This window comes from Gallaecimonas kandeliae (genome assembly GCF_030450055.1).
GTDB classification, from domain to species: domain Bacteria; phylum Pseudomonadota; class Gammaproteobacteria; order Enterobacterales; family Gallaecimonadaceae; genus Gallaecimonas; species Gallaecimonas kandeliae.
In genome coordinates this window covers 1,482,011-1,494,940 of sequence record NZ_CP118480.1, presented here as the reverse complement: position 1 = coordinate 1,494,940, position 12,930 = coordinate 1,482,011, and the positions used below count along the sequence as shown (strand labels likewise).

11 protein-coding genes are annotated in these 12,930 nt (G+C 65.7%); 4 read left to right on the top strand and 7 right to left on the bottom strand.

Annotated elements, in window-relative coordinates:
- The first annotated feature begins 37 nt into the window (after positions 1-37).
- Positions 38-1,822 (top strand): protein translocase subunit SecD, encoded by a 1,785-nt coding sequence (gene secD, locus PVT67_RS07270; protein ID WP_301499241.1) that lies wholly within the window; start codon positions 38-40, stop codon positions 1,820-1,822.
- A gap of 2 nt (positions 1,823-1,824) precedes the next feature.
- Positions 1,825-2,739, top strand: a complete 915-nt coding sequence (gene secF / locus PVT67_RS07265; RefSeq protein ID WP_301499240.1) for a protein translocase subunit SecF — start codon at positions 1,825-1,827, stop codon at positions 2,737-2,739.
- A 176-nt stretch (positions 2,740-2,915) separates the two neighbouring features.
- Here secF and mtgA read toward each other — a convergent pair whose 3' ends face one another.
- The 5 genes from mtgA to PVT67_RS07240 all read right to left on the bottom strand — a co-directional run bounded on the left by mtgA (position 2,916) and on the right by PVT67_RS07240 (position 8,697).
- Positions 2,916-3,593: a monofunctional biosynthetic peptidoglycan transglycosylase gene (gene mtgA, locus PVT67_RS07260; RefSeq protein ID WP_301499239.1), complete on the bottom strand. Its 678-nt coding sequence runs from the start codon at positions 3,591-3,593 to the stop codon at positions 2,916-2,918.
- 76 nt (positions 3,594-3,669) lie between these two features.
- The gene (locus PVT67_RS07255) at positions 3,670-5,097 is read right to left on the bottom strand and encodes a carbon starvation CstA family protein (RefSeq protein WP_301499238.1); all 1,428 of its coding nucleotides are present in this window, start codon (positions 5,095-5,097) and stop codon (positions 3,670-3,672) included.
- Positions 5,098-5,195: 98 nt separating this feature from the next.
- A complete protein-coding gene (gene btsR / locus PVT67_RS07250; protein ID WP_301499237.1) occupies positions 5,196-5,891 on the bottom strand; it encodes a two-component system response regulator BtsR in 696 nt (231 codons plus the stop codon).
- Complete coding sequence (locus PVT67_RS07245) at positions 5,888-7,522, bottom strand: LytS/YhcK type 5TM receptor domain-containing protein (protein ID WP_419181032.1); 1,635 nt, start codon at positions 7,520-7,522, stop codon at positions 5,888-5,890. Before PVT67_RS07245 ends, btsR begins: the two co-directional genes overlap by 4 nt.
- Positions 7,523-7,680: 158 nt before the next feature.
- Complete coding sequence (locus tag PVT67_RS07240) at positions 7,681-8,697, bottom strand: isoaspartyl peptidase/L-asparaginase family protein (protein ID WP_301499236.1); 1,017 nt, start codon at positions 8,695-8,697, stop codon at positions 7,681-7,683.
- Positions 8,698-8,966: 269 nt separating this feature from the next.
- On the opposite strand from PVT67_RS07240, the gene PVT67_RS07235 reads away from it, so the two are divergent.
- A complete protein-coding gene (locus PVT67_RS07235; protein ID WP_301499235.1) occupies positions 8,967-9,359 on the top strand; it encodes a type 2 periplasmic-binding domain-containing protein in 393 nt (130 codons plus the stop codon).
- Positions 9,360-9,371: 12 nt separating this feature from the next.
- Complete coding sequence (locus PVT67_RS07230) at positions 9,372-10,505, top strand: porin (protein WP_301499234.1); 1,134 nt, start codon at positions 9,372-9,374, stop codon at positions 10,503-10,505.
- Positions 10,506-10,559: 54 nt separating this feature from the next.
- On the opposite strand, the gene PVT67_RS07225 is transcribed toward PVT67_RS07230, so the two are convergent.
- Both PVT67_RS07225 and PVT67_RS07220 read right to left on the bottom strand, forming a co-directional pair.
- A complete protein-coding gene (locus PVT67_RS07225) occupies positions 10,560-12,155 on the bottom strand; it encodes a methyl-accepting chemotaxis protein (protein ID WP_301499233.1) in 1,596 nt (531 codons plus the stop codon).
- Between the two features lie 115 nt (positions 12,156-12,270).
- Positions 12,271-12,870 carry a CHAD domain-containing protein gene (locus tag PVT67_RS07220; protein WP_301499232.1) on the bottom strand — a complete coding sequence of 200 codons (600 nt, stop codon included), beginning with the start codon at positions 12,868-12,870 and terminating at the stop codon, positions 12,271-12,273.
- Positions 12,871-12,930 lie beyond the last annotated feature (60 nt).

Sequence of the window (12,930 nt, the reverse complement as noted above, 5' to 3'; positions counted from 1 at the left end):
TTGTTTTTGACGCGGCCCAAGGCCGCGAGGAGAGATCATGTCCATACCAAGGGGCCAAGCCCCCGTCCTTATCAACCGCCTGGCCGGTTGGAAATATGCCGTGCTCGTCGCCAGCCTGGTGCTGCTGGTGTTGAGCGCCCTGCCCACCCTTTTCGGCGACGAGGCGCACCTGGACCTCAAGGCTCAGGCCCCTGTCAGTGCCGGCCAGCTCAAGGCGCTGCTGCCCGAGGCGGCCATTGCCCGCATCCAGGCCCGGGGCGACAGCGCCAACCTGGTACTGAAAGACGATGCCGACCCCATGGCCGCCAAGACCGCCCTGGAAAAGGCCCTGCCGGGTGCCACAGTCACGTTGAGCCGGGGCTCCAAGGCCCCATCCTGGCTGCAAGAGATGGGCATGGCCCCCATCAAGCTGGGGCTGGATCTGCGCGGCGGCGTGCAGTTCATCCTCGCCGTCGACACCCAGGCCGCCCTCGCTGCCCAGTACCAGGCCGCCAAAGACGCCCTGGCGGAGCTGCCCGCCCTGAGCGGAGTCCAGCTGCAGGCCGATGGGCTTGTCCTGCACCCGCGGGCAGGCAGCGACCTTGGCGCCCTGAAAAGCCTCATCCAGCGCCAGTACCCCAACTGGCAACTTCGCCAGGAGGGGGGTCTGTTGCAACTGGGCATGACAGCGGCGCAGCAACAGGCGCAGCAGGCCCAGGCCATGGCCCAGAGCCTCGGCATCATGCGTAACCGCATCCAGGAGCTGGGGATCACCGAAGCGGCGGTGATGCGGGACGGCAAGAGCCGCATCCGCATCGAGATCCCAGGGGTCCAGGATCCGGCTCGGGCCAGGAGCATCATAGGCGCCACCGCCTCCCTCGAATTCCGCCAGGCCTTCACCGAAGGCGGCCAGGGCCGGCTGAGGATGCGGGACGAACGGGGCCTGCCGGTCTGGCTGGCCCGCCGGCCCATCCTCACCGGCAGCCATATCACAGGCGCCAGGGCCGGGGTGGACGAGCTGGGCCGGCCCCAGGTCAGCATCCAGGTGGACGGCAAGGGGGCCGAGCGCATCGGCGACTTCAGCCGCGCCCATATCGGCGACGCCATGGCCAGCCTCTTCATCCAGTACCGCCAAGGCGAGGACGGCCAGACGGAAAAGACCAGCAAGGTGATCAGTGTCGCGCGGATCCAGAGCGCCCTGCCGGCCAGCTTTCGCATCACCGGCCTCAAGAGCCCGGACCAGGCCAAGGAGCTGGCGCTGCTGCTGCGGGCCGGCTCCCTCAGCGCCCCCGTGACCATCATCCAGCAGGGGGCCCTGGGCCCCAGCCTTGGCAAGGAGAACATCCACAACGGCCTGATGGCCCTGGCCCTTGGCCTCGGCAGCTGCCTGCTGTTCGTGGCGCTCTGGTACCGGCGTTTCGGCTGGGTGGCCAATGTCGCCCTCATCGCCAACCTCTTCATGCTGCTGGGGCTCATGGCCCTGGTGCCGGGAGCCGTGCTGACCTTGCCCGGCATCGCCGGCCTGGTGCTGACGGTGGGCATGGCGGTGGACACCAACGTCTTGATCTTCGAGCGGATCAAGGAGCTGGTGCGGGAGGGCAAGGGCCTGGGCCAGGCCATCCACCTGGGCTATGACAACGCCTTTCGCACCATACTGGACGCCAACCTCACCACCCTCTTCAGCGCCCTCATCCTCTACGGCCTGGGCCAGGGGCCGGTGCGGGGCTTTGCCGTCAGCCTGGGGCTGGGGCTCCTGACCAGCATGCTGACCGGCATCCTCGGCACCCGCGCCATCATCAACCCCCTCTGGGGCCGCGACAACCGCAAGGCAGTGAGGATCTGACCATGGACAAACTCAAGCAATTGGCCTTCTGGCGTTACCTGGCCCTGGGCCTGTCCACGGCCCTGGTGCTGGGCTCCCTGCTGACCTTGAGCCTGCGCGGCCTGCCCCTGGGCCAGGACTTTACCGGTGGCATGGTCCAAGAAGTGGCCCTGGCCCAGCCCATCGGCGCCCAGGAACTGACGCAACTCCTGACCCCCATCCTCAAGGAAAAGCCCCAGGTGGTGCGCAACGACGACGGCTGGCGCATCCGCTACAGGGCCGATCCCGGGCCCGGTTTTTCCCTCGCCAAGGCCCTGGAGGCCAAGCTCGGCAGCCCGGTACGGCTCAAGAGCTCCAGCTACCTCTACTCCCAAGTGGGGGACGACCAGGCGGCCCAGTCGGTGCTGGCGCTGCTGCTGGCGGCTCTCGCCATACTGGGCTACCTGGCCTGGCGCTTCGAATGGCGGCTGGCCAGCGGCGCCTTGCTGGCCCTGGCCCACGATCTGCTGCTGGTGTTGGGGGTCTTCTCACTGCTGGGGCTGGAGTTCGACCTTAGCGTGCTGGCGGCGCTGCTGGCGGTGATGGGCTACTCGGTGAACGATTCCATAGTGGTGGCGGACAGGCTCAGGGAAACGTTGGGCCGCCATCCCAAGGTGGCCACCGCCACCCTGGTGGACAGGGCCGTCAGGGCCACCTTTTCCCGCACCCTGGTGACCTCGGGCACCACCCTCTTCACGGTCGGGGCCATCCTCTGGCTGGGGGGCGCTGCCCTGTTCGGCTTCGCCCTGGCGCTGCTGGTGGGGATAGTGGTGGGCACCTGGTCGTCCATCTTCGTTGCCGCCACCCTCGGCGAGCTGTTCGGCCTCAAGGCCGAGCACTATGCGCCCAAGCCCAGGGAGTCCAAGGAAGGGGAGCGCCAGAGCGCCCTGCCCTACTGAGCCAAGGTGGAGCCAGAGAGACCCTGAGAGAGCGTCTCGAGCCCAGGTCAGGCAAGGCGAAATCCGGCGAGAAAGCACAGTTTATGTCCGATAAATGAGCATTCCGAGCCGGGTTTGAACGACGCATGGCCAAGCGCAGTAGCTATCGCAGGGTCTCTAAGCCGGGCTTTATTTTTTTACTTGAGGACGCCGTCCAGGTAATGGTTGCCCAGCTGGCGCATCTGCCGCTCCACCCAGGCGAGGCGCTGGGCCAGGTAAGGGGTCAGGTGGTTGGGGTCACGGCTGCGGGGGCTCGGCAGCAGCAGCGCCAGCCGCGCCGCCTGATCCGCCGTCAGGTAGCGGGCGCCCTTGCCAAAATAATGACGGCTGGCCGCTTCCACCCCGTAGATGCCTTTGCCGAACTCGGCGACGTTGAGGTAGACCTCGAGGATCCGCTTCTTGCCCCAGAGCCCTTCCAGGCTCAGCGCCAACCCTGCTTCCAGGCCCTTGCGCACCAGGCTACGCCCCGGCCAGAGCAAGAGGTTCTTGGCCGTCTGCTGGGAAAGAGTGCTGGCGCCGCGCAGGCCGCCGCCGTCGTCCAGCTGCTCGAGGGCGTTGCCAAGCTCGGTGAAATCGATGCCGTGGTGGCTGGGAAAGCGCTGGTCCTCGGAGGCCACCACCGCCAGCGGCACGGCCCTCGGCAGGCTGTCGAGGGTCACCCAATGCTGGCGCACCGGGTAGGGGCTTTGCAGCATGAAGGCGGTGGTGGGGGGCGGCACGAAACGCAGCGCCAAGAGCAGCAACGCCAATACCAGCAGCAACCGCCACAGCAGTGCCCAGAGCCAGCCTTTGAGTGTCCGCTTCTTATCCGCCATCTTTCCCCCTCGCAACGGCGCCCAGTCTAAGGCGTAAAAAAACCGGGGCAAGCCCCGGTTTTCTTCTGTTCAGCCATCAGGCCTGTTCGGGCAAGGCCACTTCGTCCTTGTCGTTGCGGCCGCGCAGCAGCAGCCAGGCCAGTACCACCAGCGAGGAAGCTATGCCGATGGGGCCGGCGATGGCCAGTGGCAGGTTGAAACCGATTTCCGCGCTCAGCAGGTAGGCGTTGACCACACCTGTCATGAAGGTGGCGGGGATGGTGCACACCCAGTGGAACTTGCCGTGGCGCTTGAGCCAGGCCGCGGCGGCCCAGAGCATCATGACGGCGGTCATCTGGTTGGCCCAACCGAAGTAACGCCACAGCACGTTGAAGTCGGTCTTGCTGATCAAAAAGCCTATGGCGAACATCGGCAGGGCGATGGCCAGGCGCTTGACGATGGGCTTCTGGTCGAAGTTGAAGAACTCGGCCAGGATCAGGCGGGCGGCACGGAAGGAGGTGTCACCGGAGGTGATGGGCAGCACCACCACGCCGAGGATGGCCAGCACACCGCCCACTTTACCCAGCAGGGAGGTGGATACCTCGTTGACCACGGCCGCGGGGCCGCCATGGGCCAGGGTGGCGTTCAAGGCCTCGGGGCTCTGGTAGAAGGACATGCCGAGGGTGGCCCAGATCAGGGCGATGATGCCTTCACCTATCATGGCGCCGTAGAACACGAAGCGGCCGTTCTTCTCGTTTTCCACGCAGCGGGCCATCAGCGGTGACTGGGTGGCGTGGAAGCCGGACAGGGCGCCACAGGCGATGGTGATGAACAGCAGCGGCCACAGCGGCAGGTGCTTGGGATGCAGGTTATCCAGGGTGATGCCGCTGTTGTAGAAGTGGTGGTCGCTGACGCCGAGGCCAACGAGCAGGCCGACGGACATGAACACCAGCAGGGCGCCGAACACCGGGTAGAAACGGCCGATGATCTTGTCGATGGGCACTATGGTGGCCAGCAGGTAGTAGCCGAAGATGACGGCGACCCAGACAGGCACGGCGGTGCCGGAGAGGTTACCCAGCAGCTTGGCGGGGCCCAGGACGAAGACCACCCCCACCAACAGCAGCAGCAGCACGGCCAGGCTGTTCATGAAGTGCTTGGCGCCCTTGCCCAGCTCCCGGCCCACCACGGCAGGCACTGAAGCGCCGCCGGCACGGACCGACAGCATGCCGGCGAAGTAGTCGTGGACGGCACCGGCGAAGACACAGCCCAGCACTATCCACAGCAGCGCGACGGGGCCGTAGAGGGCACCGAGGATGGGACCGAAGATGGGGCCGAGGCCGGCGATGTTCAGCAACTGCACCAGATACACCTTGCCGGTGGACATGGGCACGTAGTCGACACCGTCGTTGTTGGCGATGGCGGGCGTCTGGCGCGTCGGTGCGACGCCGAAGATCCGCTCTATGACTTTACCGTAAACGAAGTACCCCCCCAGAAGGGCGGCGACTCCGAGCAAGAAGTAGAACATAGACTTTCCCCCTTTGTAGTTTGGGCAAAGCCTAATATGCCCTTTACGTACGCGGCACCCGCGAAAAGCGCCAGCGGTCGAAAAGGCCACCTGAGCGGTCAGATGGGCAGCAGGTACCTGTCCTTGAGCAGTTTGAGGTAACGGCGCGACACCGGCACCTTGGCGCCGTGGTGGGTCTCAATCTCGGCGCCGCTGTCCTTGATGGCGATGGCCTTGATGGCGTCGGGATTGACCAGGTACTGGCGGTGGACCCGCAGCAGCGGCAGCCTGGCCTCCAAGGTCTTGAGCGGCAGCTGGCAATGGAGCTGCTCCCCCTGGGCCAGCACCTGGGTGCCGGTGAGGTCGACAAAGGCGCAGTCGATGTCCTTGGGCGCCACCAGGTGCACCTTGTTGCCCTGGTAGCAGGCCAGGCGCTCCAGGGGGCTGTTGTCGCTGGCAAGACCCAAGGCCTCGATGCGCTTGAGGGTCTTGGCCAGGCGCTCGGGGTCGACGGGCTTCAAGAGGTAGTCCAGGGCCGCCTCGTCGAAGGCGTCCAGGGCGTATTGCTGGTGGGCGGTGACGAAGACCAGGGCCGGCCGAGGTTCGGGCAGCAGGCTGCTGACATCGACCCCGGACAGGCCCGGCATGTCGACGTCGAGGAAAATGACGTCCGGGCTCAGCTCGCGGGCCTTGAGCAGGCCGTCCTTGCCGTTGCCCGCTTCCCCCACCACCTTGACGCCGCCGGCTTCCTCCAGGAGAGCGCCAAGCTCTTCCCGCGCCAGGGGCTCATCGTCGACTAACAGTGCCCGGATCATGACAGCTTACCTCTTTGCCAGCTGAGCTCAGCGCGGGTATGTTGCCCCGGCTGGTGGTGGAGCTCAAGTGTACAGTCTGCCCCCAGGGCGGCAAAGCGCTCTCGAACCAGCTTGAGCCCCAGGCCGTCGGTCTGCTTGGGCGCCCGGGCGGCGCTGTCCTCCACCCTGATATGGATGCAGTCCCCTTCCAGCATCGCCGACAGCCTGACCTCGCCGCCGGCCTCGGCGCGGCTGATGCCGTGCTTGATGGCGTTCTCCACCAGGGTCTGGATGGCCAGCGCCGGCACCCGCTCGTTTTCCAGCTCCGCAGCCAGGGACTCCTGGTAACAGAGCCGCTCGCCGAAGCGGGCCTTCTCGATCGCGAGATAATGCTCGATGTGGGCAAATTCCTCGGCCAGGGTGCAGGTGGCGCCGTGGCGGCCCAGGTTGCCGCGCAAAAAGCCCGCCAGGTGGACTATGAGCTCGCGGGCCTTCTTGGCGTCGCGGCGCAGCACGGCGGCCACCGTATTGAGGCTGTTGAACAGGAAATGGGGATTGACCTTGGCCTCCAGGGCCCGCAGCTCGGCCTCGGCCAACAGGGCCCGGCTGGCCTGGAGCTGGTCGTGGAGCAGCTGGTTGGACAGCACCCCGGCGATGCCCTCCCCCAGGCTGCGGTTGAGGTTACGGAACAGCTGACGCTTGGGCTCGTAGAGCTTGATGGTGCCCACCACTTCCTTTTCCCCCTTGAGCGGCACCACCAGGGAGGAGCCCAGCTCGCAGTGGGGGTCTATGGAGCACTGGTAGGGGGTGGTGAGGCCGTCGGCGAACACCACCCGGTTGTGGCGTATGGCCTCGAGGGTGATCTCTGACGAGATGGGCCTGCCCACCTGGTGGTGGTCGGCGCCCATGCCGATAAAGGCCAGGATCTTCTCCCTGTCGGTGATGGCCACCGCCGCCACCCCCGTCTCGTCCTTGACGATCTGGGCTATGGCCTGGGCCGAGGCGGCGTTGAAGCCCTGCTCCAACACCCCCACACAGCGCCGGGCGATACGCAGGGCCCGGGACGACACCTTGGCGGCCAGCTCCTCGGCGCGGAACTTGGCGTCGCGGATGAAGCTCAGGAAGAGCGCCGCCCCTGTGGCATTGGCCAGCATCATCGGCAGGGCTATCACCCTGACCAGGGCCAGCGCCTTGTCGAAGGGGTGGGCCAGGATCAGGATGATGGCCATCTGGCTGGCCTCGGCGAAGACGCCGAGGGCAAAGGCCTGCCAGGGGTTGAAGATACGTTCGGTACGGCCGCAGCGCTGCCAGAAGGCATGGACCAGGCCACCGATAAGGCCTTCCCAGGTGGTGGAAACGGCGCAGGCGATGTCGGTAAAGCCGCCCAGGGAGTAACGGTGCAGGCCGCCGGTCAGCCCCACCGCTATGCCCACCACGGGGCCGCCCAGGAGGCCGCCGAGGATGGCGCCGATGGCGCGCGTATTGGCGATGGCGTCGTTGGTCTGCTGGCCGAAATAGGTGCCCATGATGCAAAAGCCGGAGAAGATGGCGTAGACCATCAGCTTGTGGATGGGCCAGCTGGAGAGGCTGGCCAGGGGCCGGAACAGGGGCGTCTTGGAAAAGACGTAGGCGATGAGCAGGTAGACGCTCATCTGCTGAAAGAGGGGTACCACCAGTTGCAAGGCGTCGGCTTCCGTAAATCAGGTCGGATGGGGCCTGTTGATACTAGCACCTAAGGCCCCTACTGCTCCACGCCCCAGGGGCCGCCAACAAAAGAGGCGCCCAAGACGCCTTTTTTGATAGTCCCGGCTCAGTTGCCATAGAGCAGGGTCTGGTTCTGGGTGCGGGTCTTGAAGCCCCGGTACATGCCTTCGGTGTTGAAGGGCTGGGTGATGGAGCCGTCGGCGCCCAGCACTATGACGCCCCCCGTGCCCCCCAGTTTTTGCAGCCGGCCGTGGATCACCTCGTCGGCGGCCTCCTTGACCGACTTGTGCAGGTAACGGACCCGGGCGCAGATGTCGGCGGCGATGTTGAGGCGGATGAAATACTCGCCGTGGCCGGTGGCGGAGACGGCGCAGACGCCGTTCTCGGCATAGGTGCCGGCGCCGATGACGGGGGAGTCGCCGATACGGCCGTAGCGTTTGGCGGTCATGCCGCCTGTGCTGGTGGCGGCGGCGAGGTTGCCGTCTTCGTCCAGGGCCACGGCCCCGACGGTGCCGTACTTATAATCACCGGCCAGGTAGTTGCGGGCCTGGTAGCCGGTGCCTTGGATCGCCTTCTTGGCCTTGTCCAAGGCCTTCTTGCGGAACTCGGTATCGAAATAGTGGTTGTCCACCATCTCCAGCCCTTCTTCACGGGCAAAGGCGTCGGCACCGTCGCCGGCCAGCATCACGTGGGGGCTGTCGGTCATCACCTTGTAGGCGGCGAGGATCGGGTGCTTGACGTGCTTGACCCCGGCCACGGCGCCGGCGTTCAGGGTCTTGCCGTCCATGATGGAGGCGTCCAGTTCGTGCTCACCGTCCCAGTTGTATACGGCGCCGAGGCCGGCGTTGAACAGCGGCGAGCTCTCCATCACCAGTATCGCGGCCTGCACGGCGTCCAGGGCCCTGCCGCCCTTGTCCAGCACGGCGTAGCCGGCGTCCAGGGCCTCCTGCAGCTTGGCGTGGTAGGCTTTTTCCTGCTCCGGGCTGAGGTTGGCGCGGGAGATGGTGCCGGCGCCGCCGTGGATGGCGATGGCGATGGGCTTCTTGGCCGGGGCGGCTGGGGTGGCGGCCTGGGCCGTAAGGCCGGCGGTGGCCAGCAAGAGGCCGGTGAGCAGTCTTTTCATGGTGTCGTCTCCTTTTTCATTATCCATCGCTCATATACAGGGACAGCGCAAGGACACTGCGACAAAGCGCCGGCCTGGCGCCCTTTTCGACCAGGGCCGCCGCCGACTTGAACGGGCCCTGGCCTCTTTGGTTTTTCTGTCGGGGCGATCACAGCCTTAACACCTGGTCAGACCTTATGCTTTTTTCCGTGCAGACAAGCTCTTAAACTGCGCCTACGCCTCATGCGGCGTCCTTGCAAGCCAATACCGAGAAAAAAAAGAGGATCCTCATGCGTAGATTGTTGTGCGCAGCCGCCCTGATGGGCCTGAGCGCCGCCGCCATGGCGGACATCGCCGTGATCGTCAACCCCGGCCAGAGCCAGGTGCCCTCCGACGAGATGATTTCACGGCTGTTCCTGGGCAAGCAGAAGGGCCTGGTGCCTTTCAACCTGGCCGAAGGCCAGGGTGCCCGTGACGAATTCAACAGCAAGCTGCTGGGCAAGAACAGCGCCCAGCTCAAGGCCTACTGGTCCAAGCTCATCTTCACCGGCGGCGGTACCCCGCCCGCCGAGCTGGCCGACACCGCCGCCATGAAGGCCAAGGTGGCCACCGACGTCAACGCCATTGGCTATATCCCCGCCGACGCCGTCGATGCCAGCGTCAAAGTGATCAAGACCTTCTGAGGTAAGAACAAGATGAAGAAAACAGCCCTTGCCCTGGCCCTGGCAGCCCTGTGCGGCCAGGCCGCCGCCGACGTCCGCTTCAACGGCTTCGCCTCCATCGTCGCCGGCCAGACCCTGAGCAGCGACGAGCAGGCCCTTGGCTACGACAACGATATCTCCTTCAAGCCCGATTCCCTGTTCGCCATGCAGGCCGTGGCCGACCTCGGCGACGGCCTCACCGCCACGGCCCAGGCCATGGCCAAAGGGGAAGACGACTACAACCTGTCCCTGGAATGGGCTTACCTGTCCTATACCATCAACGACAACTGGAAACTGAACGCCGGCAAACTGCGGGCGCCGCTGTTCCGCTACTCCTCCTTCCTGGACGTGGGTTACGCCTACACCTGGCTGCGCCCGCCCCAGAGCGTCTACGGCGTGCCCTTCAACACCATCGAAGGCCTGCGCCTGGACAACAGCACCTACTTCGGTGACTGGGAATCCAACCTCAAGCTCTACGCCGGCAGCTACGACGGGGACCTGTCCCCCAACGGCGTCGAAGGTACCGGCAAGATCAAGGACGCCATGGGCGCCAGCTGGGAACTCAGCCGCGACTGGTTGAGCCTGCGCGGCACCTACGCCAAGGCCAAGGTTTCCTTCGCACCCAAGGATGCCGCCACCCAGGCCCAGCTGCAGGCCCTGGTGACCAACCTGCAGGCCCTTGGCCTCGCTGACCTGGCCGACGGCATGGAAACCAACGAAGACAAAGGCACCTTCTGGGGCCTGGGCTTCGGCATCGACAAGGACAACTGGCTGCTGAACGCCGAATACACCCACTTCGACGTCAAGAACTCGGTGATCCCCAAGACCGCCGCCTGGTACGCCTCCCTGGGCTACCGCTTCGGCAGCATCACCCCTTACTACACCTATGAGAAGTTCGACGCCAAGCCCGACAGCAAGTCCACCGCCGGCTTGCCGCCCCAGTTGGCCGTCCCCATCATGGCCGTCTACGCCGCCGGCCGCGAACAGACCAGCACCCACACCCTTGGTCTGCGTTGGGACTTCCACAGCAGCGCCGCCTTCAAGCTGGAGTTCAACGACATCCGCGACGATCTGGGCTCGGCCCTGGACGCCAAGGTGTTGTCCGCCGGCGTCGACCTGGTGTTCTAAGCGCCGCCCACAAAAAAGCCTCCCAGATCGGGAGGCTTTTTTTATGGCCGGGCGTCAGACCTTGAAGGACGAGGTCACCTGGTGCAGGGCGCCGGCGAACTGGTGCAGCTTGGCCGCCACCTCGGCCACCTCGCCGGTGGCGGCGACGCTCTCCTTGGCCTGGCAGCCGATCTGGTTGACGTAGCCCACCATGTCCGAGGAGGTGCTCTGCTGGGCCTCGGTGGCCTGGGCTATCTCCTGGTTCATGCCGAGGATCTGGCCCACGTCCAAGGTGATGCGCTTGAGCGCCTCGCCGGCGGTGTTGGCCCTGTCGACGCCGGCCTGGGCGTTCTCCACCGAGCTCGACATCACCGACACCGCCTGGCGCGCCCCTTCCTGGAGCTGCTCTATGGTGGCCTGTATTTCACTGGTGGAGCTCTGGGTGCGGGACGCCAAGGTCCGCACCTCGTCCGCTACCACCGCAAAGCCGCGGCCCTGTTCTCCGGCCCGGGCCGCTTCGATGGCGGCGTTCAGGGCCAGCAGGTTGGTCTGGTCGGCAATGGCGCGGATGACGTCCACCACCTGCCCCACCTGCTCGGCGTCCTTGACCAGCCGCTCCACCACCCGCGCCGACTCTTCCACCGTGCCCGACAGGGACTGCATCTGGGCGACGGTGTTGGTGACGTCCTGATGGCCCTGGCTGACGGCCTGGGTGATGACCCTGGAGGCCTTTGACGCCTCGGCGGCGTGAGCCGCCACCTGGTGCACCGACTCGTTCATCTGCTCCACCGCCCTCAACGTCTGGGAGGCGTTATCGAGCTGGGCCTGCATCACCCGGTCGGATTCGTCGGTGAGGCGGTTCAGGCTCTGGGCCAGCTCCGCCAGGGGGCTGGCGCTGGCCACCACCTTCTGGATCACCTCCTGGAGCTTGGCGACGAAGGCGTTGAACCACTTGACCAGCTCCCCCAGCTCGTCGTCGGAGCGCACTTCCAGGCGCACCGTCAGGTCACCGTCTTCGCGGGCGAAGCGCTTGAGGGAGGCCACCACCTCGCCGAGGTTGGCGCGGATGCCGCGCACCACGGGCAAGGCGATGAGGAAGAGCAGCACTATGGTGCCGCCTCCCAAGAGGCCGCCGCGCAGGGCCAGCTTGTTGGCGTCGTCCTGGGCGCTCTGGATCTGGCTCTCGAAGAGGTGCAACTGGCCGTCACGGAAGTCGGTCAGGGCCTGGCTGACCTGGTCGTAGCTGGCATTCATGGCGCTGGTGCGCTTGCCGAGGGTGGAGAAATCCAGGCTCGAATCGATCATGCCCTTGGCGATGGCGCCGGCCTCGTCGATATAACCCTGGGCCTGGGCCTTGAGGGCATCGACCTTGCCGTCACCGGTCAGCCTGGCTATCTGGGCCAGATCCTGGCTGAAGCTGCCGGCCAGGGCCTGGGTGGCCTTGAGGCCGTCTTCGTCGCCGGTGGTGACGGCCGAGCTGAAGCCGGTCTTGAGGGAGGCCCATTTCTGCAGGGACTGGTCGGCCAGGCGCAATACCGGGAAGCTCTGGCCCCGGGCCTTGGCCAGCACATTGCCGGTGTCATTGGCGGTCAACACCGTCAACGCCATGAAGACGGCAAAGCCGATGGCGCCGACCAGGGGGATGAGGAGGATTTTTTTAATAATGGTCATAGGATTACCAAGCAACTGCTGCATCCCGTTATCGGCCGCTTCCGCCGGGAATTTAGAGGTCGGACCATATTAATGAATGCCGGTGCTGGAAAAAACGCCCTTGGGACGGCCGCCGTCACAGTTTGGAAAAGGCCTTGTTGCCGAGGCAGCCCTTGAGCCCCGCCCGTATGGCCTTGTGGCCCCGGCGGCGCAGCCGCCGGGCCGCCTTGCCGGGCAAGAGGCTCAAGTCGTGGTCGTCACCCAGTTTTGCCGCCAAGTCCTTGAAACCATCGGCCACCGCCTCTGCTCCCAGCCAGCGGCTCAGGGCTTCCAGGTGTTTGACCTCCTTGCGCAGTTCATGGAGGGCGGCCGCTTGTGGATGCTTAAGGCCCCTGACGGCCAGGTAGTGGCGGCGGGCCCTGGCGTGATCTCGCAGCAGCGCCGACAGCAACTGGTCTTGGGAGGGCTCGGGAGTCAGGCCTATGACCTTGTCCAGGGCCTGGATGTCCGGCACCACGGGCGGCAATTCGGGCAGGCCCTCGAGGCCCAGCTGGGCCCGCCACTGGTTCTGGACATGGCGATCGCGGGCTTTCCCCAGGCTTTGCCTGAGCCGCTTGGCCTCACCGGCCAAGGCCTTGTCGCGCACCACGGCGGCCCAGGCCTGGCAGTCCTTGCAGACCTTGCGGCACTCATGGACGTCCAGGCTTCTCAACCGCTTCCGCAGTCCCGTCTTCATCTCTACCATGGCCTTAAAAACCGGGTCTGCCATTAGACAAAAGGATAAAGGTAGCAGCCC